The organism is Roseococcus sp. GW821-FHT12F05 (assembly GCF_058806835.1).
On record NZ_JBXAQB010000002.1, the window covers coordinates 336,721 to 360,893 of the forward strand.

At 70.5% G+C, this 24,173-nt stretch carries 25 protein-coding genes; 16 read left to right on the forward strand and 9 right to left on the reverse strand.

All coding sequences use genetic code 11. The features are described 5' to 3' along the window. Positions 1-70: 70 nt before the first annotated feature. From AC1ROY_RS06385 to AC1ROY_RS06405, 5 genes are all read left to right on the forward strand, one after another. Positions 71-1,039, forward strand: a complete 969-nt coding sequence (locus AC1ROY_RS06385; RefSeq protein ID WP_493147760.1) for a histone deacetylase family protein — start codon at positions 71-73, stop codon at positions 1,037-1,039. Further along, entirely contained in the window at positions 1,036-2,031 is a 996-nt protein-coding gene (locus AC1ROY_RS06390; protein WP_493147761.1) for a dipeptidase, read from the forward strand. The genes AC1ROY_RS06385 and AC1ROY_RS06390 overlap by 4 nt, the downstream gene beginning before the upstream one ends. 95 nt (positions 2,032-2,126) lie before the next feature. Next, on the forward strand, positions 2,127-2,420 hold the full coding sequence (locus AC1ROY_RS06395) for a hypothetical protein (protein ID WP_493147762.1): 294 nt from the start codon (positions 2,127-2,129) through the stop codon (positions 2,418-2,420). Positions 2,421-2,423: 3 nt separating this feature from the next. Then, the gene (locus AC1ROY_RS06400; RefSeq protein WP_493147763.1) at positions 2,424-2,771 is read left to right on the forward strand and encodes a hypothetical protein; all 348 of its coding nucleotides are present in this window, start codon (positions 2,424-2,426) and stop codon (positions 2,769-2,771) included. 84 nt (positions 2,772-2,855) lie between these two features. Continuing rightward, the gene (locus tag AC1ROY_RS06405) at positions 2,856-3,827 is read left to right on the forward strand and encodes a Bug family tripartite tricarboxylate transporter substrate binding protein (protein ID WP_493147764.1); all 972 of its coding nucleotides are present in this window, start codon (positions 2,856-2,858) and stop codon (positions 3,825-3,827) included. Here the strand turns inward: AC1ROY_RS06405 and AC1ROY_RS06410 are convergent. From AC1ROY_RS06410 to minC, 7 genes are all read right to left on the reverse strand, one after another. After that, on the reverse strand, positions 3,824-4,609 hold the full coding sequence (locus AC1ROY_RS06410) for an FkbM family methyltransferase (RefSeq protein ID WP_493147765.1): 786 nt from the start codon (positions 4,607-4,609) through the stop codon (positions 3,824-3,826). The genes AC1ROY_RS06405 and AC1ROY_RS06410 overlap by 4 nt on opposite strands. Before the next feature lie 7 nt (positions 4,610-4,616). Beyond that, positions 4,617-6,302 (reverse strand): gamma-glutamyltransferase, encoded by a 1,686-nt coding sequence (ggt, locus tag AC1ROY_RS06415; protein ID WP_493147766.1) that lies wholly within the window; start codon positions 6,300-6,302, stop codon positions 4,617-4,619. A 31-nt stretch (positions 6,303-6,333) separates the two neighbouring features. Continuing rightward, positions 6,334-7,857, reverse strand: coding sequence for a YifB family Mg chelatase-like AAA ATPase (locus AC1ROY_RS06420; protein WP_493147767.1), 1,524 nt, complete (start codon positions 7,855-7,857; stop codon positions 6,334-6,336). 92 nt (positions 7,858-7,949) lie between these two features. Beyond that, positions 7,950-8,990 (reverse strand): serine hydrolase domain-containing protein, encoded by a 1,041-nt coding sequence (locus AC1ROY_RS06425; RefSeq protein ID WP_493147768.1) that lies wholly within the window; start codon positions 8,988-8,990, stop codon positions 7,950-7,952. Positions 8,991-9,097: 107 nt separating this feature from the next. Beyond that, positions 9,098-9,379 carry a cell division topological specificity factor MinE gene (gene minE / locus AC1ROY_RS06430; protein ID WP_493147769.1) on the reverse strand — a complete coding sequence of 94 codons (282 nt, stop codon included), beginning with the start codon at positions 9,377-9,379 and terminating at the stop codon, positions 9,098-9,100. Next, a complete protein-coding gene (minD, locus tag AC1ROY_RS06435) occupies positions 9,376-10,197 on the reverse strand; it encodes a septum site-determining protein MinD (RefSeq protein ID WP_493147770.1) in 822 nt (273 codons plus the stop codon). Before minD ends, minE begins: the two co-directional genes overlap by 4 nt. 30 nt (positions 10,198-10,227) lie before the next feature. After that, positions 10,228-10,983 carry a septum site-determining protein MinC gene (gene minC, locus AC1ROY_RS06440; protein WP_493147771.1) on the reverse strand — a complete coding sequence of 252 codons (756 nt, stop codon included), beginning with the start codon at positions 10,981-10,983 and terminating at the stop codon, positions 10,228-10,230. 127 nt (positions 10,984-11,110) lie between these two features. Here minC and AC1ROY_RS06445 point away from each other — a divergent pair, with 127 nt between their 5' ends. From AC1ROY_RS06445 to atzF, 10 genes are all read left to right on the forward strand, one after another. Then, complete coding sequence (locus AC1ROY_RS06445) at positions 11,111-12,010, forward strand: ABC transporter substrate-binding protein (protein ID WP_493147772.1); 900 nt, start codon at positions 11,111-11,113, stop codon at positions 12,008-12,010. Then, positions 12,007-12,441 (forward strand): acyl-CoA thioesterase, encoded by a 435-nt coding sequence (locus tag AC1ROY_RS06450; RefSeq protein WP_493147773.1) that lies wholly within the window; start codon positions 12,007-12,009, stop codon positions 12,439-12,441. Before AC1ROY_RS06445 ends, AC1ROY_RS06450 begins: the two co-directional genes overlap by 4 nt. Next, positions 12,438-14,240, forward strand: coding sequence for a heavy metal translocating P-type ATPase (locus tag AC1ROY_RS06455; protein WP_493147774.1), 1,803 nt, complete (start codon positions 12,438-12,440; stop codon positions 14,238-14,240). The genes AC1ROY_RS06450 and AC1ROY_RS06455 overlap by 4 nt, the downstream gene beginning before the upstream one ends. A gap of 17 nt (positions 14,241-14,257) precedes the next feature. Continuing rightward, positions 14,258-15,214: a D-2-hydroxyacid dehydrogenase family protein gene (locus AC1ROY_RS06460; RefSeq protein WP_493147775.1), complete on the forward strand. Its 957-nt coding sequence runs from the start codon at positions 14,258-14,260 to the stop codon at positions 15,212-15,214. A 147-nt stretch (positions 15,215-15,361) separates the two neighbouring features. Continuing rightward, complete coding sequence (locus tag AC1ROY_RS06465) at positions 15,362-16,315, forward strand: ABC transporter substrate-binding protein (protein WP_493147776.1); 954 nt, start codon at positions 15,362-15,364, stop codon at positions 16,313-16,315. Further along, positions 16,312-17,109 carry an ABC transporter permease gene (locus tag AC1ROY_RS06470; RefSeq protein ID WP_493147777.1) on the forward strand — a complete coding sequence of 266 codons (798 nt, stop codon included), beginning with the start codon at positions 16,312-16,314 and terminating at the stop codon, positions 17,107-17,109. Before AC1ROY_RS06465 ends, AC1ROY_RS06470 begins: the two co-directional genes overlap by 4 nt. After that, positions 17,102-17,860, forward strand: coding sequence for an ABC transporter ATP-binding protein (locus AC1ROY_RS06475; protein ID WP_493147778.1), 759 nt, complete (start codon positions 17,102-17,104; stop codon positions 17,858-17,860). Before AC1ROY_RS06470 ends, AC1ROY_RS06475 begins: the two co-directional genes overlap by 8 nt. Beyond that, positions 17,860-18,726: a polysaccharide deacetylase family protein gene (locus AC1ROY_RS06480; protein WP_493147779.1), complete on the forward strand. Its 867-nt coding sequence runs from the start codon at positions 17,860-17,862 to the stop codon at positions 18,724-18,726. The genes AC1ROY_RS06475 and AC1ROY_RS06480 overlap by 1 nt, the downstream gene beginning before the upstream one ends. Continuing rightward, positions 18,723-19,544: an alpha/beta hydrolase gene (locus AC1ROY_RS06485; protein WP_493147780.1), complete on the forward strand. Its 822-nt coding sequence runs from the start codon at positions 18,723-18,725 to the stop codon at positions 19,542-19,544. The genes AC1ROY_RS06480 and AC1ROY_RS06485 overlap by 4 nt, the downstream gene beginning before the upstream one ends. Next, a complete protein-coding gene (gene atzF / locus AC1ROY_RS06490) occupies positions 19,541-21,292 on the forward strand; it encodes an allophanate hydrolase (protein ID WP_493147781.1) in 1,752 nt (583 codons plus the stop codon). Before AC1ROY_RS06485 ends, atzF begins: the two co-directional genes overlap by 4 nt. Here the strand turns inward: atzF and AC1ROY_RS06495 are convergent. Together AC1ROY_RS06495 and AC1ROY_RS06500 are read right to left on the reverse strand one after the other, a co-directional pair. Beyond that, entirely contained in the window at positions 21,282-22,481 is a 1,200-nt protein-coding gene (locus tag AC1ROY_RS06495; RefSeq protein ID WP_493147782.1) for a Zn-dependent hydrolase, read from the reverse strand. The two genes, atzF and AC1ROY_RS06495, sit on opposite strands and share 11 nt — an antisense overlap. Then, positions 22,474-23,673: a Zn-dependent hydrolase gene (locus AC1ROY_RS06500; protein WP_493147783.1), complete on the reverse strand. Its 1,200-nt coding sequence runs from the start codon at positions 23,671-23,673 to the stop codon at positions 22,474-22,476. Before AC1ROY_RS06500 ends, AC1ROY_RS06495 begins: the two co-directional genes overlap by 8 nt. 62 nt (positions 23,674-23,735) lie before the next feature. Between AC1ROY_RS06500 and AC1ROY_RS06505 the strand changes: the two genes are divergently transcribed. Continuing rightward, on the forward strand, positions 23,736-24,125 hold the full coding sequence (locus AC1ROY_RS06505; RefSeq protein WP_493147784.1) for a RidA family protein: 390 nt from the start codon (positions 23,736-23,738) through the stop codon (positions 24,123-24,125). Positions 24,126-24,173 lie beyond the last annotated feature (48 nt).

A 24,173-nucleotide genomic window follows, 5' to 3' on the forward strand; every position in this document is an offset into this window, starting at 1 on the left:
GCGCTTCACTCATGGGATGAAGACTTTCCACCACCCTGACGAAGCGCGGCATGCGCCAGAGTTCTTCCTCATGCGCGGCACCGTGCGATCCAACTTCGAGATCCCCGCCCGGGCGGCCTCGCTGCGGGCCGGGCTGGACGCGCTGGGCCTTGTCCCGGAAGCGACGAAGCCCGCGACGCGGGACGAGTTGCTGAAGCTCAACACGCCCGACTACCTGGATTTCCTCGAGCACGCCGCCGCGCAATGGGCGGAGCTGCCCGAGGCCGGCCCCGAGGTCGTGGCCAATATCCACCCGACGCCGGAGATGCTGGCGCAAATGCAGCGCCCGCCCGGCCACGTCATCTCGCGCGCCGGGATGCACATGGCCGATGCGGCCTGCCCCATCGGCCCCGGCACCTGGGAGGCCGCGATATCAGCGGCGGGCTGCGCGCTGGCGGCGGCGGATGTCGCGGCGAAGGGTGGCGCGGCCTATGCGCTCTGCCGCCCGCCCGGCCACCACGCCTATGCGAGCCGCGCCGGCGGCCATTGCTACATCAACAACAGCGCGCTGGCGGCGCAGCGGCTGCGCGACGCGGGCGCCGCGCGCGTGGCGGTGCTCGACATCGACAGCCATCACGGCAACGGCACGCAGGGCATCTTCTGGGACCGCGAGGACGTGCTGACCATCTCCATCCACGGCGATCCGGCGCGCTACTACCCCTGGTATGTCGGCTTCGCCGAGGAGAAGGGCGCGGCAAACCTCAACCTCCCGCAGCCCTTCGGCACGGGCGACGAGGGCTGGCTTGCGGCGCTCGACACCGCCATCGCCGCGATCCAGGCCTTCAGGCCCGACGCCCTGATCGTGCCACTCGGCTTCGACGCCAGCGAGTTCGAGCCGCTCGCCGCGCTGAAGGTCACCGAGGAGGGCTTCTCCCGCGCCGGCGCGGCCATCGGCGGATTGAAGCTGCCCACCGCCATCTGTCAGGAGGGCGGCTACAACGTGGACATCCTCGGCCAGCTCCTGAAGCGCTTCCTCACGGGCTTCGGAGACGCGAAGTGAACGAACTGAACCCCCTCGTCCTCGACACGCATATCGACATCCGCTGGCCCGAGACGCCCGACTGGCTCTCCGACACCAAGCAATGCGTGGACCTGCCGAAGATGCTCGCCGGCGGCATGAGCGCCGCGGTCTTCATCGCCTATGTCGGCCAGGGGGCGCGCGACTATGCGGGCCACGCCGCGGCAGCCGCGCGGGCCGAGGCCATGCTGCACCACATCCGCGCCCGCGCCGACGGCGTCGCGAGCCGCTTCTGCGCGACACCCGACGAGGTGGAGGCCGCCTTCGCCGACGGCCTCCCCGCCGTGCTCTCCGCCGTCGAGAACGGCTATGCGATGGGCCAGGACCTCGGCCGCATCGCGCTGTGGCGCAGGCTCGGCGCCATCTACCTCACGCTGACCCACGACGGGCACAACGCGCTGTCCGACAGCGCCCGCCCGAGAAAGAACCTGGGCGACGGCGAAAGCGAGCATGGCGGGCTCTCCGCCCTCGGCCGCACCGCGATCCGCGAGATGAACCGCGTGGGGCTGATGCTCGACTGCTCGCATGTCTCGAAGACGGGGATGATGCAGGCGGCGGAGCTCTCGCGCGTGCCCATCGCCGTGACGCACACGGCCTGCGCCGCGCTCTGCGCGCATCCGCGCAACCTCGACGACGAGCAGCTCGACATGATCCGCCGGGTGGGCGGCGTGGCGCAGGTCACCGCCGTCGCCTCCTTCCTCAAGGCCCCGGGCGCGAACGGCGTGACCCAGGCGAGCGTCGCCGACCTCGTGGACCATGTGGAGCACGCGGTCCGGCGCATCGGCCTCGACCATGTCGGCATCTCCTCCGACTTCGACGGCGGCGGCAGCGTGGTCGGCTGGGCGAACGCCTCGGAGACGCGGAACATCACCGCGGAGCTGGAGCGCCGCGGCTATGGCGCGCGAGAGATCGGATTGCTCTGGTCGGGGAATTTCCTGCGCGTCTGGCGACAGGTGCTGCGCGCCGCCGGCTGAGACCGGCGCGACCGACGCGACACGATCCCACAGCCGGCGCGATCCGCCGGGCATGAGGCCCGCGCATGTTGGACGCCCCAGAAGGGACGTCCAACATGACCCGATTCCGCATCCTCTTCATCTTCGACGCGCTCATCGCGCTCTTCGTGCTGCAGCAATTCTTTTCCCTGCTCACGGAGCGCTATTTCTATGGCGCCCTGATGGCGACCGAGTTTCTCGTCCTGGCGATTTGCCTCGGCTCACTCTGGGGCGCCGCGACGCTGAACACCCGGGGGCGATCCGGCCTGGCCAGCCTGGTGCTGCTGATCCCCGCAATCCCGGCCGTGCTGGCGCTGCTGGGGCTGGGCCTCATCATCATCCTCTTCAGCATGGGCGGGGCGCATCACTAGGCCATGACGAAGTTCCGCATCCTCTTCGGCATCGACCTGCTCATCGCGGCTTTCGCACTGTGGCAATGCATCGAGCTCTCAACGTCACAGCTGGTCTCTACCAACCTGTTGGACGGCACCCGGACGGTGATTCCGCGAGCGCCGGGCGAAACCTGGCTCATGATCTCGCCCATGGTCACGATGCTGGTGGTGGCCGTCGCGGTGCTCGGCGGCGCGGCGATGCTGCATCGGCGCGGGCGGACCGGGCTGGCAACGCTCCTGCTTCTGGCCCTCGCCGTCCCGGTCGTGCTGGGCGTGTTGCTGATGGTCGGGCTGATGATCCTCTTCACCCTCGGCACGCCGAGCCACTAAGCACCTTCTGGACCGCCTCCCCGCTTCCGATTAGACCGTCGGGACAATCGGAAAGGCCGCCGTGGCGGCCAGGGAAACGCATCCATGATCCTCGCCTTTCGTCATCTGCTGGCTGGGCTGGCGGCCCTGCTGTCCTTGGCCGTTCCGGCATCCGCCCAGACGTCCTGGCCGGAGCGGCCCGTGCGGGTCGTCATCACCTGGGCCGCCGGCGGCACCACGGATTTCGTGGCACGCCTCTACGCGCAGCAGCTCACGGCGGTGCTCGGCCAGTCCTTCGTGGTGGAGAACCGCACCGGCGGCAGCGGTGCCGTCGGCTGGAATCAGGTCGTGCAGGCGCGGCCCGACGGATACACGCTGCTGATCACCGACAATTCCATCGTGACGGTGCCGCCGCTGCTGCCCGACCTCGGCTTCGACATGCGCACCGCCATGGAGCCGGTCGCCGAGCTGGTGGACTATCCCGTCGTCTTCACGGTGCCGTCAGCGCTGCCGGTCCATAACCTGCGCGAGCTGGTCACGATGGCGCGCGCCCAGCCGGAGGTGTTGAACTACGGCTCCATGGGCAATGGCTCGACGATGCATCTCTACATGGAGGTCTTCCAGGACCTCGCGGGGATGCGCATGACGCACGTGCCCTATCGCGGCGCGGGGCCGGCCTTCCTCGATACCGTCGCCGGGCGGATCCAGCTCGTCCTCACCGCGCCGGCGACCATGATATCCGGCATGCAGGCCGGGCAGGTGCGCGCCATCGCCGTCAGCACGCCGGGCGGCGAGGTCGCGGCCTTTCCCGGGGTGCAGACGGTGCGCGAGGCCGGCTACGACTTCGCCCTGACCTATTGGTACGGGCTGCTCGCGCCGCGCGGCCTCGATCCCGCCATCGCCACGCGCCTGCGCCAGGCCGTGACGCAGGTGAACGCCATGCCTGCGGTGCGCGAGCGCTTCGCCGCCCAGGGCGCGGCGCCGATGACCGGCGACGGTGCCGCGCTGGGGCGGCGGATCGAGACCGAGCTCGCCACCTGGACGCGCCTCGTGGCGGAAAAGAACATCCGCCCTTAGGGCTTCACGAATCTCCGGTTCCGCGCAGCGCCCTCCATCGGCGCCTCGCGGAAGCCGCAGGAGGCCAGGATCTCCGGAATCCCGTTGCCGCCGGCGGCCGCGTTGGCGCCGTCGATCTCCACCAGCACCTCGCGCACATGCGCGCGCAGCGTGGCCCGCGCGCCGCGCAGGATCATGGGCTCGATCCCGTCCACGTCGAGCTTGATCGCGCCCGGTGCCGGCGCGTCCATATGTTGGAAGAAATCGTCGATCGCGAAGCCCGGCACGGCCTGGCGGAAGCCTCCCTCGCGCGCCTCGATGCTGTGCATGGAATGGCCCGCCGCCGTGCTCGCCATGTGGAGCGAGACGAGGCCGGTGTTCTGCGCGAAAGCCAGGCAGTAGGCCGAGATGCGATCGTCGAATCCGTTGATCTCGATGTTGCGCACCATCGCCGCGAAGCTCGAGGCCGAGGGCTCGAAAGCCAGCACACGCAATCCACGCTTTGCCGCAAAGAGGCTGTAGAGTCCGATATTCGCGCCGATGTCCCAGAGCACCGTGTCGGTCGGAAGTCCCGCGATCCAGGCCACCGTCTCCGGCTCGTCCTTGCCGAAGCCCTGCGGGTCGTGCAGCGCGCGGGACGAGGGGCACTCGACCACGATCGGCCCGGCCGATGTCTTCACCGTCACGCGCTGCAGCAGCGCTTCGGCGACGAGCGCGCGCGTGGAGGCCGCGCGGCGCGGCTTCATGGGCGCGGTCGCCTGGAGCACGAGGCCCGTGAGGAAACGCGCGAGGCTGCGACTCATAGGCTGTTCAGTCTCCAGCCACGGCGCCTTCGCGCCGCGGGTCGGTGCCGCCGAGCAGGCGCCGCGAATCGCCGTCGCGCTGCACCCGGATGATGTTGGTGCCGGAATTCATCTCGCGCGCCTCGACGGGCACGCCACGGCCGATCAGCCCGGTCGCCAGGCTCGCCGCGGCCGTACCCTGCTCCAGCTCCGTCAGGGCGTTGAGCGCGCCGACATGCGGCAAGGCGGCGGCGGCCTGCGGATCGAGGTTCCAGTCGAGCGTACCGGCCACCGACTGCACCACATAGCCTATGATGCGCGAGCCGCCGGCGGAGCCCGTGACGAGATCGAGCTCACCATCCCGGAAGCCGATCAGCGGCGACATGGAGGAGCGCGGGCGCTTGCCGCCCTCGACGCGGTTGGCGACGGGCCGCCCTTCCAGATCGGCCAGGAAGGAGAAGTCGCTGAGCTGGTTGTTCAGCACGAAACCGCGCACCACGACGCGCGCGCCGAAGACGCTCTCGACCGTCGTGGTCATGGACAGCGCCCGGCCTTCCGCATCGACGATCGCCATATGCGCCGTGCCGTTCTCCGGCTGCGGCGGCTGGCTCGCCAGCGGCGGGCCGAAGCGGCGCGGATTGCCCGGGCGCGGCGCGGCGATGGCGCGATCGAGCGAGAGCATCTGCGCACGCAGCGTGACATAGGCCGGATCGAGCAGGCCCACCGTCGGCACCGGCGAGAAGCCCGGATCAGCCATGTAGCGGTTGCGGTCGGCGAAGGCGAGGCGGCCGGCCTCGCCGAGCAGCATCGCGGAATCGAGGCTCGCCGGATCGGCATCCATGTCGAAATGGCCGAGCAGGCCGAGGATCTGCAGCACGACGGCGCCGCCCGATGGCGGCGGCGGCGAACACACGGTGTAGACCCGATACGGCACGCAGATGGCGGCGGTCTGCCGCGGCGCGTAGCCCGCGAGATCGTCGCCCGTCATCAGCCCCGGATTGGCGTGGCGGCGCACGGCGTTGACGATGTCGGCCGCGATGGGGCCGCGATGCAGCGCATCCGCGCCCTGCTCCGCCAGCGCGCGCAGCGTCTCGGCCAATGCGGGGTTGCGCAGCAGGACGCCTTCGGCGAGCGGCGCGCCGGCCGCGTCGAAGAACAGCGCGCGCGCGGCGGGATCGCGGCGCAGTGTCTCCGCGCTGGTGGCGATGGCTTGCGCGAGCCGCGGCGAGACCGGAAATCCCTCCTCCGCGAGACGGATGGCCGGCGCGAAGAGATCGGGCCAGGGCAGCTTGCCATGGGCGTGATGCGCCTCCTGCAGCATGCGCATCACGCCCGGCACGCCGACCGCTCGGCCGCCGACGATGGCGTCGAGAAAGGGCATGGGCCGCCCGTCGCGGAGGAAAAGGTCACCCCGCGCCGCGGCCGGCGCCGTCTCGCGCCCGTCCCAGGCGGTGAGCTGGCGGTCGGCGGGGTTCCAGTGCAGCAGGAAGGCGCCGCCGCCGATACCGGAGGCCTGCGGCTCGACCAGGCTCAGCACGGCCTGCACGGCGATGGCGGCGTCGACCGCGGAGCCGCCCGCGCGGAGCATGGCGCGGCCCGCCTCGGCCGCCAGCGGATGCGAGGCCACCACCATCTGGCGCTCGGCCGTGACCGGCTGCGCCAGCGTGGTGATCGGAAGCAGCAGCAGCAGGGCGAGGAGCGGCGCGCGGATCACGCCGCCGACTTAGCGCGGTTTCGCCGACCGGTCACGCGGCGCGGCGCAGGCCCCGTCGTCCGCGGTAGGAGAGCGCTTCCGCAACATGCGCTCGCTGCACATTCGCGAGGCCCGCGAGGTCGGCAATGGTGCGCGCGAGTCGGATGGTGCGCACGAAGCCGCGCGCGGAGAGTCCGAGCCGTTCGGCGGCCTGCTCCAGCAGTTGCTTCGCATCGGCATCGAGCCGCGCGGTGTCCTGCAGGATGGTGCCGTCGGCCGCCGCGTTGTGGCGCGGGCCGCCCTCGCCGTAGCGCGCGCGCTGGATGTCGCGCGCGGCCTGGACGCGGGCGGCGATGACGCTGGTCTTCTCGCCGGTGGGCACGCGGGCGAGCTCGGCGGGCGGCACGGCCTGGACCTCCAGCGTGATGTCCATGCGGTCGAGCAGCGGGCCGCTGAGCTTGTCGGCATACTCTTCGCCGCAGCGCGGCGCGCGGGAGCATTCGCGCGCGGTCTCGCCGAGATGGCCGCAGCGGCACGGGTTCATCGCCGCGATGCACTGGAAGCGCGCGGGATAGTTCACATGCGCATTGGCGCGCGCGATGACGGCACGGCCCGTCTCCATCGGCTGGCGCAGCGCCTCCAGCGCGGGGCGCGGGAATTCCGGCCATTCGTCGAGGAAGAGCACGCCGTGATGCGCAAGGCTGATCTCGCCGGGACGCGCGCGGTTGCCGCCGCCGATGAGCGCGGCCTGGCTCGCGGAATGATGCGGCTCGCGGAAGGGCGGGCGGGTGAGGAGACGGCCGTCGCGCAACAGGCCCGCGACGGAGTGGATCATCGAAAGCTCCAGCGCCTCGGAGGGCGTGAGCTCCGGCAGCAGGCCCGGCAGCCGCGCGGCGAGCATGGACTTTCCCGCGCCGGGCGGGCCGATCATGAGCAGGTTGTGGCCGCCGGCCGCGGCGATCTCGAGCGCGCGCTTGGCCGTCTCCTGGCCCTTCACCTCGGAGAGGCAGGGGCCGCGCCATTCCTCGCGCTGCAGCGGCGGGGGCGAAGGCGGGCTCATCACCTGCACGCCCCGGAAGTGGTTGAGCAGCATGGGGAGGTCGGCCGGCGCCAGCACCTCGCCGCGGCCCGCCCAGGCCGCCTCGCCGCCCTGCGCCGCGGGGCAGATCAGGCCGAGGCTGCGCGCGGAGGCGCCGAGCGCCGCCGGCAGCACGCCCGCCACCGGCAGGATGGAGCCGTCCAGCGACAGCTCGCCGAGGGCCGCGAAGCCCGCCAGCTCGTCGCGGGGGATGACCTCCATGGCAGCGAGCAGGGCCAGCGCGATCGGAAGGTCATAATGACTTCCCTCCTTCGCAAGATCAGCCGGCGCGAGGTTCACCAGCACACGCTTGGCCGGCAGCGCCAGGCCGAGGCCGGTCAGCGCCGCGCGCACACGCTCGCGGCTTTCGGCGACGGCCTTGTCGGCGAGACCCACCACCAGGAAGGCAGGAAGGCCGGGTGCGAGCTGCACCTGCACCTCCACGGGCACAGCCTGGATTCCCGCAAAGGCGAAGGTGGCGATACGCGCGAGACTCATGCGTCTCTGGTTCTCATCCGCAACGCCCGGTTGCAACACTGGTACGGATGACATTATGGCTTACGCGCCACACCGCGCCTGCGGAAAAAGCACTATGCCGCGAGGGCTGCCCGAACCAGTCGCATGAACCCGTCGAGCTTCGTGCCGTCGAGCCAGCGGGACACGGCGACGATCTCCTCTGCGGGCTCCATCCAGGTTGTGGCGCCGCCGGCGCCGGAGAAGCAGACAGCCTTTTCGCTCGCGCTCGGCCATTTGGTGCGGCCGGTGTTGAGCCAGAAGAGGAAGCCATAATGCGGGTTCAGCGCGCAGGGCGTGCGGCAAAGGTCCAGCCATTCCTTGCGGATGAGCTCGCGCCCCTTCCACTGCCCATCGGCCGCGACGAGGAGGCCGACCTTGGCCTGGTCCTCGGCATTGATGATGAGGCCGCCGCCCCAGTGCCCGCCGCCGGAGACGCTCTCGATCATCCGGCCGCCGACCTCTACCTGCGAGGTGGTGTAGCCGCGCCAGGTCCAGCCCTTGCCGGCACCGATCGGATCCATGATCCGCTCGGCGAAAACCTCCGGCAGCGGGCGGCGGAAGAGATACAGCAGCGCCATCGACAGCGCGTTCACGCGGACGTCGTTGTATTCCCAGTAGCCGCCGGGCTCGGCCAGCGGACGGTTGCTGCGCTTCGCACCCTTCCCTTCCACACCGAGGCTGCGGCCGCGGTCGATCAGGTCGCTCTTGCCGAAGAGCGTGCCCTCCCATTCGGAGGTGTTGGTCAGCAGGTGGCGCCAGGTGATGGCGCCGTTGTGCGGGCCGGCGAAGGCCTCGTGCGGCACCTTCTCCGAGACCTTGGCGTCGAGGTCCGGCAGCAGCCCGTCGCGCCAGGCGAGGCCCGCAAGGATGGCGAGGTAGCTCTTGGCCACGCTGAAGGTCATGTCGGCGCGCGTGGGGTCGCCCCATTCGGCGACGCGCTTGCCGTGCCAGTAGATCACGCCGTTCGGGCCGCCGCGCGGGGCGGTCGGGCCGATCACCGCGTTGTCGGGGGCGGGCTCGAAGAAGCCGCTTTCCAAATGGGCCAGGATGTCGCGGGGCCAGGGCGTCTCGTTCGCAGCCGCGAAATCGACAGCGGCCTTCAATGCGGGAGTCATTCGGGAACCTTGAAGCTTTCTTGGAGGCGCATCTCACCCGCGCGGGCGCGCATCGGCAAGAGGCCGGCACCGATCGCGCAAGGGCGGAGCGATCCGCCCCGGCAGCGTCACGCCGCGCGGCCGCCGAGGCCGACGGGACCGGGCAGCTCGATGTCGATCGCGAGGGTCGAAAAATCGCCGCCGCGCTCGAGATTCACCTGCACCTTGTCCGGGTCGATCGAGACGTAGCGCGCAACCACCGCCACCAACTCCTGCTGGAGCTTGGGGAGAAAATCCTCCTTGGTGCGGCTCACCCGCTCATGGCTGATGATGACCTGCAGCCGGTCCTTGGCGGTCGCCGCATTGCCCTTGGTCTCGCGTTCCTTGCGGAAGAAGTTCAGCCAGCTCATGCGGCCCTCCCACCGAAGAGCCGTCCGAGGAGGCCCTTCTTCTTCTCGATCTCGATGAAGCGGTGCGGCTTCTCTTCCCCCAGGAATCGGGCGACCGCATCGGAATAAGCCTGTCCCGCTTGGCTCTCCGTGTCCATGATAACCGGATTGCCGGCATTCGAGGCCTTCAGGACGCTCTCGCTCTCCGGGATCACGCCGAGCAGCGGGATCGCCAGGATCTCCAGCACGTCCTCCAGCTTCAGCATCTCGCCGCGCTCGACGCGCACCGGGTCGTAACGGGTCAGCAGCAGGTGCTGCTTCACCGGCTCGCCCTTCTCCTCGGCGCGCTTGGACTTGGACTGCAGCACGCCCAGGATGCGGTCGCTGTCGCGGACCGAGCTGACCTCGGGGTTGGTGACCACGATCGCCTGGTCGGCGAAGTAGAGCGCCAGCAGCGCACCCTTCTCGATGCCGGCGGGGCTGTCGCAGAGGATGTAGTCGAAATCCTTCGACAGCTCCTCGATGATGGTCTGCACACCCTCCTTGGTCAGCGCGTCCTTGTCGCGCGTCTGCGACGCGGGAAGGATGCTGAGGCCAGGGACGCGCTTGTCCTTGATGAGGGCCTGCGACAGCTTCGCCTCGCCCTGCACGACGTTCACGATGTCGAAGACCACCCGCCGCTCGACGCCCATGATGAGGTCGAGGTTGCGCAGGCCGACGTCGAAGTCGATCACCACGGTCTTCTTGCCGCGCTGCGCGAGGCCGGTGGCGATGGCGGCGGAGCTCGTGGTCTTGCCCACGCCCCCCTTGCCCGACGTGACGACGATCACCTGCGCCATGGTTTCTTCCTTCTGGAGTTGGTCACCGGCTCACCCAAGGGGATCGAACCGCAATTGCTCGCCGTCGAGGCGCACCTGCACCCCGCGGCCGATGGGGGTCGCGGAAAGGCCCTCGCGCACCGCGTAGAAGCCGGAGATGGCGACCAGCTCCGGATCGAAGTTCTGGGCGAAGATGCGCGCCTCGCCATCCTCGGTCGCGCCGGCCACGGCCCGGCCGCGGAGCGAGCCGTAGATATGGATGTTGCCGTCGGCGATGACCTCGGAGCCGGCATTCACCGAGCCCACGATGATGAGGTCGCTGCCCTGGGCATAGATGCGCTGCCCGGCGCGGACGGCCTGGGTCACCATCATGGTGCGGGCCATGGCGGGGCGCACCGGCTCGGGAGCCGGGGCGGGCGTCATGTTCACGGGCGGCGCGCCCACGGGCGACGGCGCCTCGACCTCGGTCTCGCGCTGGCCGGCGGGGCGCAGCGTGGGCAGGCCGGCGCCCGCGGCCGCCGCGCGCAGCGGCTGGGCGCCGCCGACCACGCCGATCGGCAGGATCTCCAGCGCCCGAAGCCCCTGGATGAGCGCGGGAAAATCCACCTGCTCGCCGCCGAGATCGTCGAGGCCGATGGCGATGGGGGCAAAGCGCAGGAAGCCGGGCGCCTTGCGGAACTGGTCGCCGAGCGCCGGCAGCACCGCCTGGACGTCGCCGGTCAGCAGGCGCAGCGTGAGCAGGCTGTAGTTGCTCGCGCGGAGCCGGAAGGTCTCGGGGGGCGAGGCAGGCCTCGCTGTGGCTGACATGTGGTTCCTGGGGCTTCCCGGACGGAATGGTGAAGGAACCGTGATAGCCGGCCCGGGCCCGCCAGCGAAGCCCCAACTGTCGGGCGGGTGGGTGGAATCCGCGCCGAATCGGCCTCATGCTGCCCGCATGACGGACATCGTGACCCTCGCCGAACCCTTTCGTGCCCTTTTCTACGCGCCCTATTACCTGGCCCAGGCCCGCGGCGCCTTCGCCCGCCAGGGGTTGGAGGTCCGGATGGAGACCGCCGGCACCACCGTGCTGGCCGCCGAGGCCGTGTTCTCCGGCAAGGCCGACGTGGCCTGGAGCGGGCCCATGCGCGTGATGCAGCACCGCGCGGCCGATCCGGCCTCGCCCATCACGGCCTTCTGCGCGGTGATCATGCGCGATCCCTTCCTGGTGGTGGGCCGTGCGCCGCGTGAGGGGCTGCACCTGGCGGAACTGCCCCTCATGCGGCTTGGCCTGGTGACGGAGGTTCCCACGCCGGTCTGGTGCCTCGCCGATGCCGTGGCCAAGGCCGGCGGGCAGAAGCTCAAGGACCGATCCGGCGGAACCATGGCGCAGAACCTGGCGCGGCTGCTGGACGGAACGCTCGATGCCATCCAGGTCTTCGAGCCCTTCGCCGCAGAGGCCGAAGCGGCCGGCGCCAGCGTCTGGTACGCCCAGGCGGAAGCGGGGCTGATGGCCTATTCCTCGCTCTACGCCCGGCAGGAGACCCTGACCGACCGGCGCGGGGCGATGCGCGGCATGGTCCGCGCGGTCTCCGAGACCCTGGACTGGCTGGCCCTCGCCGGGGCGGCGGAGGTCGCGGCGCTGCTGGAGCCGTATTTCCCGGATGTCCTGCCCGATATCCGCACCCGCGCCATCGCGCGCTACCAGGAGGTCGGGCTCTGGGGCGACGGGCCGCGCTTCCCCCGCGCCGCCTTCGATGCGCTGGGCGAGGCCATGCTGCGGGCGAAGACCCTGCCGCATCTCCCGGCCTTCGAGATCTGCGTGGACGAGGCGGTGGTCGAGGAGGCGCTGGCGTGAGGGCGCCGCCCGGCCGGCGCACCGACTACCGCTGGTTCCTCGCCATGCCGCTGCGCTGGATGGACAACGACGTCTACGGCCACATGAACAACGTCCAGCACTACAGCCTCTTCGACACGCTGGTCGCGCGCTTCCTGCTCGCCAACGGCGTGCTGGACCTGAAGACGAGCCAGGAGGTCGGCCTCGTGGTGGAGACGGGCTGCCGCTACCACGCGCCCGCCGCCTTCCCGGACGAGATCACCGGCGGGCTGCGCGTGACGCGGCTCGGCGGCTCCTCCATCACCTATGCGCTGGCCCTGTTCCGCAACGACGAGGACCAGGCCATCGCGGAAGGCCACTTCACCCATGTCTACGTGAAGCGCGACGAGCAGTCCCGCACCGTGCCGCTGCCGGCGGCGCTGCGGAAGGCCGCGGAAGCGCTGGGGGGATGAGCGCGCTGGCCGATCGCCGCGCGCTGCTGCTCGTCCCGCTGCTCGGCCTGCTGGGCGGGCTGGTCGCCTGGCTGCTGGGCGGTGACGCGACCCCAGCCCTTGCGCTCGGCACCCTGCCCGTGCTTGCGGTGCTGGTGGCCGAGATGGCGCGCAGCCTGCGCGAGGGGGTGGTGGGGCTGGACACCATCGCCGCCCTCGCCATGGCCGCGGGGCTCGGCCTCGGCGAACCGCTGGCCGCCAATATCGTCGGGCTGATGTACGCGATCGGACAGTTCCTGGAGGACTATGCCCACCGCCGCGCCGGCGCGGAGATGACGGCGCTCATGGCGCGCCAGCCCCGCACCGTGGTCCGCCACGAGGCAGGCCGCCTCGCCGAGATCCCCATTGAGCGCATCGCGGCGGGCGACCTGCTGCTCATCCCGCGCGGGGCCGTGCTGCCGGTGGACGGCGAGCTCGCCTCGCCCGGCGCCGTGCTGGACACGGCGGCGCTGACCGGCGAGCCCATGCCGCGCCGCTGCACGGCAGGGGAGACGCTACTCTCCGGCTGCGCCAATGCGGGCGACGCCTTCGACCTGCGCGCCACGACCGACGCCGAGGCCAGCACCTACGCGCAGATCATGCGCCTGGTGCGCGAGGCCTCGGAAAGCCGCGCGCCCATGGCCCGGCTCGCCGACCAATGGTCGCTCGTCTTCCTTCTCGTCACGCTGCTGCTGGCGGGCGGCGCCTGGGCGCTGACCGGCGAGGCGCGCCGCGCCCTCGCCGTGCTGGTCATCGCCACCCCCTGCCCGCTGATCCTCGCCGTGCCGGTCGCGCTGCTCGCGGGCATCTCGCGCGCGGCGAAGCTGGGCATGCTCGTGAAGTCGGCCGCGGTGCTGGAAACGCTGGCGCGCATCCGCGTGCTGGTGACGGACAAGACGGGCACGCTCACCCACGGCTCGCCTGCCATCGCGGCGATGGCGGGCGAGGAGGAGGTGCTGCGCCTCGCCGCCTCGCTCGAGCAGGCGACGCAGCATCCTGTGGCGCGCGCCATCGTCGCTGCGGCCCAGGAAAGGGGATTGACGCTCGACACGCCGACGGCGGTGCGCGAGGTGCCCGGCGAGGGGCTGGAAGGCATCGTCGCCGGGCACCGCGTCGCGGTCGGCGGGATCGACTGGGTCAGGGAGCTGATCCGCGCAGAGGCCCTGCCCATCCCGGGCGCCGAATTCCCGCCGGGATCCATCCGCTGCGCCGTGGCGGTCGACGGCAAGCCGGCCGCCACGCTCCTGCTGCGCGACCCGCCGCGCGCCGAAGCGCGGGAAGTGCTCGCCGCCCTGCGCCGGGACGGCGTGCATCGCATCATCCTCGCCTCCGGCGACGCGATCGAGCCGGTCGAGGCCATGGCGCGCCATGTCGGCGCGGACGAGGCGCATGCGCGCCAGACGCCGGCCGACAAGGTCGCGCTCGTGCGTGCGGCCCGACGCCACGGGCTGGTGCTGATGCTGGGCGACGGGCTGAACGACGCGCCGGCGCTCGCAGCCGCCGACATGGGCCTCGCGGTGGGCACGCGCGGCGCGGCCGCGGCGCAGGCGGCGGACGCAGTGCTGCTCGCCGAGGGGCTGGCGCCGCTGGTGCCGGCGCACCGGGCGGCACGGCGGGCGCGCGGCATCGCGCTGCAGAGCGCGACGGCGGGCATCGGCCTTTCCGCGCTCGGCATGCTGGCCGCCGCCTTCGGCTATCTCGCGCCCGTCGAGGGCGCCCTCTTGCAGCAGGGCATTGACGCGGCTGTCGTTCTCAACGCCCTTCGCGCCCTGAACAGCTGACCCGGGAGAAGACCGACATGCCTGAACTCAAGCACCTCGCCATCCTCGACGACTACCAGGACGTCACGCTGAAGCTCGGTCCCTGGGATCGGCTGCGCGACCTGAAGAAGACCGTCTTCCGCGACACCATCGCCGACCAGGACCGGCTGGTGGAGCGGCTGCTGCCCTTCGACGGCATCCTCGCCATGCGCGAGCGCACACCCTTCCCGCGCAGCCTGATCGAGCGGCTGCCGAACCTGAAGCTCCTCATCACGACGGGCGGGCGCAATCGGGGCGTGGACGCGGCCGCCTGCGCCGAGCGCGGCATCACCTTCTGCGGCACGCCGAGCTTCGGCGCGCCGACGGTGGAGATCACCTGGGGGCTGATCCTCTCGCTGGCGAGAAAATTCCCCTCGCAGGAGGCGGCGCTGCGCGCGGGGCGCTGGCAGACGGAGATCGGCCCGACGCTGGAGGGCAAGACGCTCGGCGTGGTGGGGCTCGGCAATCTCGGCCGGGGCGCGGCCAAGGTGGGCCAGGCGCTCGGCATGAAGGTCATCGCTTGGAGCCAGAACCTGACCGAGGAGGCCGCCGCGGCGCATGGGGCCACGCGCGTCGACAAGGCGACGCTCTTCGCCGAGGCGGACGTGGTGACGCTGCACCTCATCCTCTCCGACCGCTCGCGCGGCATCGTCGGCGCCGAGGACCTGGCCCGGATGAAGCCCACCGCCTTCCTGGTAAACACCTCGCGCGGGCCGCTGGTCGACCAGGACGCGCTGATCGCCGCGCTCAAGGAGGGCCGGATCGCCGGCGCGGGCCTCGACGTCTTCGATATCGAGCCGCTGCCCACCGACCACCCGATCCTCTCGGCGCCGAACACGGTGCTGACGCCGCATCTCGGCTACTCCACCGAGGACAACTACCGGGCCTATTTCAAAGGCGCGGTGGAGAACATCGAAGCCTTCAATGCGGGCGCACCGATCCGCGTCATCAGCTGAGGCCGCCGCTGCCCGGCCCTTGGGCGGGCAGCCCAGAGGTGAGGCAGTCCGGCGCCTGAGGGGCGCCGGATGCGGCCGCTGACCCCTTGCTTGCCGAGAGGGCGCGCTCAAAAACGGAGTGCGCCATCAACAAGGGAGACGCGTGCCATGAGCCTCGATCGCCGGACGCTTCTTGTCGCATCCACCGCCGCCGCCTCGCTGGCCAACCCGGCCATCGTCGCGGCGCAGGGCACGCGGGTGAAGATGGGCGCGCTGCGCCTCATCCACTCCATCACCCCCTTCTTCTACGAGCGCTTCATGCCCGAGGGCATGACGGTCGAGGTCATTCCCTTCGAGAGCCCGACCGAGGGCAAGAACGCCGTGGTCACGCGCTCCGTGGAATTCGGCGCCTTCGGCGTGGCGGCCGGCATCCTCGGCGCGGCGGCGCGCGAGCCGGTGACGGTCATCGGCTCCTGCTGCGACAAGGGCATGGCCGTCGTGGCGCGCAAGGACGGGCCGATCAACACGCTCACCGACCTCCGCGGCAAGCGCGTCGGCATCTGGCCGGGCTCGACGCAGGAGGTCTTCATCCGCGAGCGGCTGCGGATGGAGGGGATGAGCATCCGCGACATCACGAACATCCGCGTGAGCTTCAGCGAGATGCACGCGGCGCTCGCCCGCGGCGACATCGACGCCTATGTGGGCGCCGAGCCGGGCCCGGGCATCAGCCAGGTGACCGGCATCGGCAAGGTGGTGGAGTTCCCGTACTCGACCGCCATGGGCACGCTGAACATGGTCTTCGCCACGCATTACGAGACGGCGCAGCGCAACCCGCAGCTCTGCGCGGCCATGATGGGCGTGCACAAGCGCGCCTCGGTCTTCGCCTCGTCCAACCGCTCGGCCGCGATCGAGATGGCGGTGCAGAAGCTCGGCATGCAGCGGCCTGCGCTGGAGATCAGCATCGAGAATGTCGACCTGAACTGGCAGATGACACCTGTCATGATCGAGCGCAGCCGCACCTATGCCCAGCACATGCTGGAGCTGCAGCAGATCCGCGCGGTGCCGGACTTCAACCTCTTCTTCAACACGCGCTACTCCGACGAGGCGGCGCGCGCCGCTTGAGCGCGCGGTTTTCGAGGGTCGGCACTCAGAACGTCATCCTGGCGCTCTGCGCGCCGGTCCTCTTCCTGATCTTCTGGCACGTCACGACCTCGGGACGAGCCTTCAGCCTGATCCCGCCGCCGCTGGAAGTGGGCAAGCAGCTCTGGGACCTCGCCTTCGGCGGCGTCTGGGACGACCTCTATTCCGGCACGTTGCTGGAGCACGCGGTGGCGAGCGTCAGCCGCGTCTATGGCGGCTTCCTGCTGGCGGCGGCCTGCGCGCTGCCGCTGGGCATGCTGATCGGGCGCGTGGCGCTGGTGCGCGCAGCCCTGGACCCGACGCTGCAGCTCATGCGGCCCATCCCGGTCACGGCCTGGCTGCCGCTGGCGATGATCGTCTTCGGCATTGGGCCGACCTCGGCCTTCTTCCTGGTCTTCCTGGGCGCCTTCTACCCGATCCTGGTGAACACGATCTTCGGCGTGCGAAACGTGGAGCCGCGGCTCTTCGAGGCAGCGGTCATGCTGGGGGTGAGCCCCTCGGCGCTGTTCTGGAAGGTGGTTCTGCCGGCCTCGCTGCCCTCAATCTTCACGGGGCTGCGGCTGGGCCTCGGCTTCGCCTGGGTGGTGATCGTGGTGGGCGAGATGACCGGCGTACAGACCGGGCTGGGGGCCATCATCATGGAGGCTCGGCAGCTCTCGCGGACGGAGATCGTCATCAGCGGCATGATCACCATCGGCCTGCTCGGCTACGTCTCGGACTACCTGGTGCAGCTCCTGGGCAAGCGCCTGCTGCGCTGGAGCCCGCAGCATGGCTGAGACGCTGAACATCCTCGACATCACCCATGTCACGAAGCGCTTCGACTTCCAGGGCACGCAGATCGTGGCGCTCTCGGACGCCTCGCTCACCATCCGCAAGGGCGAGTTCGTCTGCCTGATCGGGCCGTCCGGTTGCGGCAAGTCCACGCTGCTCCGCATGATCGGCGGCTTCGAGACGCCGAGCGAGGGACGGCTGGCCATGTGGGACTCGCCCATCGGCGCGCCGGGACCGGATCGCGGCATGGTGTTTCAGGACTATGGCCTCTTTCCCTGGCTGACGGTCTCGAAGAATGTCGGCTTCGGACCCGCGGCGCGCGGACGGCCCTCGGCGGAGGTCGCCGAAACCACCAAGCGCTTCGTGGACATGGTGGGCCTGACGCGCTTCGCCGACGCCTATCCGCACCAGCTCTCCGGCGGGATGAAGCAGCGCGTCGCCATCGCGCGTGTGCTGGCCAACGAGGCCGAGGTCGTGCTGATGGACGAGCCCTTCGGCGCGCTCGATGCCATGACGCGCGACAACCTCCAGCAGGAGCTGCTGGAGATCTGGGAGCGGACCAAGCTCACCGTGATCTTCGTCACCCACGCGATAGAGGAGGCGATCCTGCTCGCCGACCGCATCGTGGTGATGTCGCCGGGACCGGGCCGCATCGTGGCCGACGAGCGGGTGGAGCTGCCGCGCCCGCGCGACCCGACGGATCCGGACTTCAACGCGCTGCGGCGCCACTTTTCCGGGATGCTGGGACACCACTGATGAAGCCCGTGGATCGGATCGACTACGCGGCGCCGCGGGACCGCGCGCCGCGCCCTGGGCCGAATGGCGCCAAGGTGCTCGTCTTCTTCGTGATCAACATCGAGGAATGGGGCATCGAGCGGCCCATGCCGCGCCAGGTGCTGCCGGCGCCGACCAACCTGCCCGTCGTGCCGGACCTCGCCAACTGGGCCTGGCACGAATACGGCATGCGCGTGGGCTTCTGGCGCATGCTGAAGGCGTGTCAGGCGCGCAGGATCAAGCCGACGCTGTCGATCAACGGCAATGTCTGCAATGCCTATCCGGCAGTGGCCCAGGCCGCGCACGAGGCTGGCTGGGAGTTCATGGGGCACGGGTTCAAGCAGATCCCGACACACCAGATCGAAGACCAGCGCGCCATGATCCGCGAGACAGTGGAGACCATCGCGCACTTCACGGGCAAGCCGCCGGCCGGCTGGCTCGGGCCGGGGCTGACCCAGACGCTGGAGACGGCCGATCTCCTCGCCGAGCACGACATCCGCTACTGCGCCGACTATGTGGTGGACGACGTGCCGGTGCCGGTGCGGACGGCGCATGGGCCCATCTGGTCCATGCCCTATTCCGTCGAGCTCAACGACATCCCCATGATCATGGTGCAGCACCATCGCGCCTCGGAGCTGCAGGAGCGCTCCATGGCCCAGCTCAACCGGCTGCTGGACGAGGCGCAGACCGAGGGCTGCAAGGTCATGGGCCTTGCTGTGCACCCCTATATCTCGGGCGTGCCGCACCGGATCGGCGTGCTGGAAGCGACGCTCGACGCCATTGCCAGCCGGCCCGGGGCAGTGTTCGCTCAGGGCCGCGAGATTCTGGAATGGTGGGAAGCCGCATGAAGCCGGATTGGGGTGCCTATACGCAGCGCGAGCGCGACGACGCGTACAACAATTCCTCGGCCGTGCCGGACAGCCCGAAGCTGGTGGAAGAGCGCAATCTCGCCTCCGCGCCTTTCCGGGGAAAATTTTCCGGCACGCTGAACCTGGCCTACGGCGAATCCCAGCGCGAGCAGTGGGACCTCTATCCCGGCAAGGATCCGCAGGCGCCGACGCTGGCCTTTATCCATGGCGGCTACTGGCAACGCAACCGCCGTGAGGATTTCGCCATCCTCGCCGAGGGCGCGCTCGCCATGGGGTGGAACGTGGCCATCTGCGGCTACAGCCTCTGCCCCGAAGTCACGATGACGCGCATCGCCTACCAGATCCACGCGGCGCTGGACTGGCTTTCCGCCCACGGCGCCGAGCATGGGCTGGCCGGGCCGATCGTGCTGAGCGGCTGGAGCGCGGGCGGCCACCTGACGGCGCTGGGCGCCGAGCATCCGGCTGTCACGGCGGCCATCGCGATCTCGGGCATCTACGAGCTCGGCCCGGTGCGCGACACCTATCTCAACGCCGCGCTGAAGCTGACCGACGAGGAGATCGTCGAGCTCTCGCCGATGCGGCGGCCGGTGGTGCAGAAGCCGATCGCCATCGTCTATGGCGGCGCGGAGCTGCCGGAGCTGTGCCGCCAGTCGCGCGAGTTCTACGCGCTCCGCGCCGATGCCCAGGCGCCGGGACCGCTGCTGCATATCCCGGGGGCCGACCATTTCCGGGTGCTCGAGGCGCTGCGGCAGCCGGGCGGCATCATGCTGCGGGTGGCGGCGGAACTGCTGCTTTGACGCCACCGGCCGCGTTCACCCTGGACACGCTGGCCGCCTTCTTCACCGCCGGCGGATCGGCCGTGGCGGTGGCCGAGGAGGCGCTGGCCCGCATCGAGGCCTATGCCGACCCGGCGCTGTTCATCGCGCAGGTGCCGAGCGAGGAGCTTCTGGCGCGCGCCGCCGCCTTGCCGCAGGGGCCGCTGCATGGCGTGCCCTTCGTGGTGAAGGACAATATCGACGCGGCAGGCCTGCCGACGACATCGGCCTGCCCGGACTACCGCTACTTGCCGGAAGAGGACTCGCCGGCCGTCGCGCGGCTGCTGGCGGCGGGCGCGCTGCTGCTGGGCAAGGTGAATCTGGACCAGTTCGCGGCCGGGCTGAACGGCACACGCAGCCCCTACGGCACGCCGCGCAACGCGATCCGCGCCGACCTGATCCCCGGCGGCTCGTCGAGCGGCTCGGCGACGGCGGTGGCGGCGGGGATCGCCGCCTTCAGCCTGGGCACGGACACGGCCGGCTCCGGCCGCGTGCCGGCGGCGGCACAGAACCTGGTGGGGCTGAAACCGAGCCTGGGACTGATCCCGACGCGCGGCACGGTGCCGGCCTGCCGCTCGCTGGACTGCATCTCCATCTTCGCGCGCAGCGTCGCCGAAGCGAGCGCCGTTCTGGCCGTCGCAGCCGGGCCGGACGCGGCCGATCCCTATAGTCGCGCGGCGCCGCCGTCCTGGCGCGTGATGGAAGCCGCGCCGCCGGCGCTGCGCCTCGCCGTGCCGGAGGCCGGACAGCTCGTCTTCGACACACCGGACGATGCCGCGCTCTTCGCCGGCGCGGTGGCGCGCGCCGAGGCGATGGGCGCCACCGTCACGCGCGTGGACATCGCGCCCTTCCTGGGGGTCGCGAAGCGGCTCTACGACGGCGCCTGGGTGGCGGAACGGACCTCGGCCGTGCGCGAGATGGTGCTGCAAAGGCCCGCCTCGCTGCACCCCGTGACGCGCGGCATCCTGGAGAGCGGGCTGGACCGCAAGACGGTCGACGCCTTCGACGATTTTCATGCCGTCGCCGAGGCACGACTGCTGGCCCGAAAGCTTTTCGCGGGCTGCGATGCGCTGCTGCTGCCGACCTGCCCGGGCGTGCCGACCGTCGCCACGCTGCTGGCCGAGCCAGTCGCCGCGAACAGCCGGCTCGGCACCTACACGAATTTCGTGAACCTCTGCGATCTGGCGGCGCTGGCGATCCCTTCCGGTTTCCGCGCGGACGGCGTGCCGGCCGGGGTGACGCTGGTGGGCCCGGCCTTCAGCGAGGGCCGTCTCGCCGGCATCGGCGCCGCCATGCACGCGGCGGCCGGGCTCGGCGCGCCCCCTGCCTTGCCGCCGGCCACGCTGGCCGCCGACGAGCTGGCCCTGTTCTGCATCGGCGCGCACATGTCGGGCCTGCCGCTGAACGGGCAGGTGCGCGGCTATGGCGGGCGCTTCCTGCGGGCGGCCAGCACGGTATCTAGCTACCGGCTCTTCGACCTCGGCAACCGGCCGGGCATGATTCGCGCGGCCGAGGGCGGCGCCTCCATCCTCGGCGAGGTCTGGGCGCTGCCGACGGCGAAGATCGGCCCCTTCCTGGCCGAGATCCCCCCGCCGCTCGGCTTCGGCCGCGTGACCCTCTCGGATGGCACCACGGTGCTCGGCTTCGTCGCCGAGAGCGAGGGCGTGGCGGGCGCGCCGGAGATCACTGCGCGCGGCGGCTGGCGTGCCCATCTGGCCGCTAAGTCCTGAGATAGTCCTCCGCCGCATCCGCGAGGATGCGGATGGCCAGCACGAGATCCTCTTCCTTGGTGTCCTCGCTCCAATGGTGGCTGATGCCGCCGATGGACGGGGTGAAGAGCATCGCCATCGGCATCACCCGCGCCATGTGCTGCGCGTCGTGGATCGCCCCGCTCGGCATCGGCTGCCACTGGCCGTTGGCGTGCTTCGCCGCCGCGCTTTCCAGCGCGGACCGCATCGCCGGCGTGCTGAGCGCGGCCGCCGAGCGGCTCACCTGCTCGATGGTGACGCTGCAGCGGTCGCGGCGATCCACCTCGCGCACGATGGCGATCACCACCTCGGACATGCGGTCCATCAGCCCCTCGTCCACATCGCGGAACTGGAAGGTCAGCTCCGCCCGGCCGGGAATGACATGCGGCGAATTGGGCTCGATGGCGATGCGGGCGCAGGTCCAGACCGATCGCGGCCCCGCGACCATGGGGAAGCGCTCGTCGATCATGGCCAGCACGCGCATGGCGGCCACCACGGCATCCTTGCGCTCGGCCATGGTGGTGCCGCCGGTGTGGTCCTGATTGCCGATGCAGGTGATGCGCCAGATCGCGACGCCCGCGATGCCCGTCACCACGCCACTGCGCAGCCCGGCACTCTCCAACTGCGTCCCCTGCTCGATGTGGAGCTCGAAGAAGCCCTTGTAGCGAGCGGGATCGAGGCGGGCGCGCGGGATGCCTGTCAGGCCGGCATCCTTCAACGCCTCCCGCAGCGGCTGGCCCGTCTGGAAATGCTTCGCAGCGTCGAGCTCCGCCTCGTCGACCTTGCCGATCATGCTGCGGCTGCCGAGGAAGCTGCCGAAATGCGCTTCCTCGTCGGCGAAGGCCACGACATCCACCGGAAGCCCCGCCCGCGCCAGCGCGAGGCCGGCGAGGACACCGAGCGCGCCATCCAGCCAACCGGCCTCGTTCTGCGTCTCGATATGGCTGCCGACGAGCAGGCGTGGCCCCTCGCCCGGATGGCGGCCCAGCACGTTGCCGATTCCGTCGATGCTCGGTTCCAGCCCCACCTCCGCCATGCGATTCATGAGCCAGCGGCGGCTTTCCATGTCCTGCGGCGTGTAGGTCGGGCGGTGCACGCCCGTCTTGAACTCGCCGATCTTCCTGAGCTCATGGAGATCGGCGAGGAAGCGCGCGGTGTCGACCTCAACCACGAAGGAAGGCCTCCGCGGCATCGGCGAGGATGCGGATGTTCAGCGCCAGATCCTCCTCCTTCGTGTCCTCGGCCCAATGGTGGCTGATGCCGTTGATCGAGGGCGTGAAGAGCATCGCCGCCGGCATCACGCGCGCCATGTACTGCGCGTCGTGTCCTGCACCGCTAGGCATATGCTGCCACTGGCCGTTGGCATGCTTGGTCGCGGCGTCGGCGAGCGCGGCCTGCATCGCGGGGTCGCAGGGGGCGGGCTTGCTCCGGCTCATCACCTCGACGGTGGAAACGGTGCGCTCGGTGCGGTTCATTTCCTGCACGATGGAGCGCAGGCAGGCCTCCAGACGGCCCAGCACCTCCTCGCTGATGTCGCGGAACTGGAAGAGCACTTCCGCCTTGCCCGGAATGATCGACGGCGCGCCGGGATCGAGCGCGATGCGCCCGCAGGTCCAGACCGTGCGCGGGCCGCAGAGCATGGGGAATTCGCGGTCGATGCGCGCCAGCATGCGCACGGCGGTGAGGCCGGCATCCTTGCGCTCGGCCATGGTGGTGCCGCCGGCATGGTCCTGCATGCCCTCGATGTTGATGCGGAACTGCCAGATGGCGACGATGCCGGTCACGACGCCCGAGCGCAGGCCCTGGGATTCGAGCTGCGTCCCCTGCTCGATATGCATCTCGAAGAAGCCCTTGTAGCGGGCGGGATCGAGGCGCAGGCGCGGCTTGCCCTCGAGGCCGGCCTCCTTCAGCGCCTGGCGCAGCGGCTTGCCGTGGTAACGGTTGGTGAGCGTGTCGATCTCGGCCTCGTCCAGCAGGCCGATGAGCGAGCGGCTGCCGATGAAGCTGCCGTAGTGCCCCTCCTCATCGGCGAAGGCGACGACATCCACGGGCAGGCCGGAACGGGCCAGCGCCACGCCCGACATCACGCCGAGCGCACCATCCAGCCAGCCGGCCTCGTTCTGGCTCTCGATATGGCTGCCGACGAGCAGATGCGGGCCCGGGCCGGGATGCCGGCCGAAGACATTGCCGATGCCGTCGATGGTCGGCTCCAGCCCGCATTCCTTCATGCGATCCATGAGCCAGTAGCGGCTCTGCATGTCGACATCCGAGAAGGTCGGGCGGTGCACGCCGGTCTTGAACTCGCCGATCTTCCTGAGCTCGTTGAGATCCTTCACAAACCGATCGGTATCCACCTGCGCCATGCCGAGCTCCTTCGCGAAAGCGGCAGGATAGGCCAGGATTTCGGTGCGACAAGGAGGCACGCATGCCACAGATCACACGCTACGCGACGCCGAAGGGCGGGCGACCGTTCCCGCCCTTCTCGATGGCCGTGCGCCATGGCGGGACGCTCTATGTCTCCGGCCTCGGGCCGGTGGATATCAAGGGCCACATCGCGCGCGGCGATTTCGCCGCGCAGTTCACGCAGGTGATCGAGAATCTCAAGGCGGTTCTCGCCGATGCGGGCGCGGACATGACGTGTATCCTCAAGACCAGTGTGCTGCTCGTCCGCGCGACGGATGTTCCGGAGATGAACCGGCTCTACGCCACGGCCTTCCCGGCCGATCACCTGCCCGCCCGCACGACGAGCGTGGTGGCGGCACTGCCCGTGCCGGATTTCCTGCTGGAGATCGAGGCCTTCGTCGCGGTGGACTGATTGAGTCGCGGGATTCACACCTGCGGCGCCGGCGTGCCTTCGGTCATC

Excerpts from the sequence above, each read along its gene's own strand:
- AC1ROY_RS06410 (WP_493147765.1), bottom strand. The coding sequence starts at position 4,609 with ATGAGTCGCAGCCTCGCGCGTTTCCTCACGGGCCTCGTGCTCCAGGCG.
- minE (WP_493147769.1), bottom strand. The coding sequence starts at position 9,379 with ATGAGCTGGCTGAACTTCTTCCGCAAGGAACGCGAGACCAAGGGCAAT.
- AC1ROY_RS06445 (WP_493147772.1), top strand. The coding sequence starts at position 11,111 with ATGACGGACATCGTGACCCTCGCCGAACCCTTTCGTGCCCTTTTCTAC.
- AC1ROY_RS06500 (WP_493147783.1), bottom strand. The coding sequence starts at position 23,673 with ATGGCGCAGGTGGATACCGATCGGTTTGTGAAGGATCTCAACGAGCTC.
- AC1ROY_RS06395 (WP_493147762.1), top strand. The coding sequence starts at position 2,127 with ATGACCCGATTCCGCATCCTCTTCATCTTCGACGCGCTCATCGCGCTC.
- AC1ROY_RS06480 (WP_493147779.1), top strand. The coding sequence starts at position 17,860 with ATGAAGCCCGTGGATCGGATCGACTACGCGGCGCCGCGGGACCGCGCG.
- minC (WP_493147771.1), bottom strand. The coding sequence starts at position 10,983 with ATGTCAGCCACAGCGAGGCCTGCCTCGCCCCCCGAGACCTTCCGGCTC.
- AC1ROY_RS06460 (WP_493147775.1), top strand. The coding sequence starts at position 14,258 with ATGCCTGAACTCAAGCACCTCGCCATCCTCGACGACTACCAGGACGTC.
- AC1ROY_RS06455 (WP_493147774.1), top strand. The coding sequence starts at position 12,438 with ATGAGCGCGCTGGCCGATCGCCGCGCGCTGCTGCTCGTCCCGCTGCTC.
- AC1ROY_RS06505 (WP_493147784.1), top strand. The coding sequence starts at position 23,736 with ATGCCACAGATCACACGCTACGCGACGCCGAAGGGCGGGCGACCGTTC.
- minD (WP_493147770.1), bottom strand. The coding sequence starts at position 10,197 with ATGGCGCAGGTGATCGTCGTCACGTCGGGCAAGGGGGGCGTGGGCAAG.
- AC1ROY_RS06405 (WP_493147764.1), top strand. The coding sequence starts at position 2,856 with ATGATCCTCGCCTTTCGTCATCTGCTGGCTGGGCTGGCGGCCCTGCTG.
- AC1ROY_RS06385 (WP_493147760.1), top strand. The coding sequence starts at position 71 with ATGCGCGGCACCGTGCGATCCAACTTCGAGATCCCCGCCCGGGCGGCC.
- AC1ROY_RS06465 (WP_493147776.1), top strand. The coding sequence starts at position 15,362 with ATGAGCCTCGATCGCCGGACGCTTCTTGTCGCATCCACCGCCGCCGCC.
- AC1ROY_RS06400 (WP_493147763.1), top strand. The coding sequence starts at position 2,424 with ATGACGAAGTTCCGCATCCTCTTCGGCATCGACCTGCTCATCGCGGCT.
- AC1ROY_RS06475 (WP_493147778.1), top strand. The coding sequence starts at position 17,102 with ATGGCTGAGACGCTGAACATCCTCGACATCACCCATGTCACGAAGCGC.
- AC1ROY_RS06425 (WP_493147768.1), bottom strand. The coding sequence starts at position 8,990 with ATGACTCCCGCATTGAAGGCCGCTGTCGATTTCGCGGCTGCGAACGAG.
- AC1ROY_RS06420 (WP_493147767.1), bottom strand. The coding sequence starts at position 7,857 with ATGAGTCTCGCGCGTATCGCCACCTTCGCCTTTGCGGGAATCCAGGCT.
- AC1ROY_RS06485 (WP_493147780.1), top strand. The coding sequence starts at position 18,723 with ATGAAGCCGGATTGGGGTGCCTATACGCAGCGCGAGCGCGACGACGCG.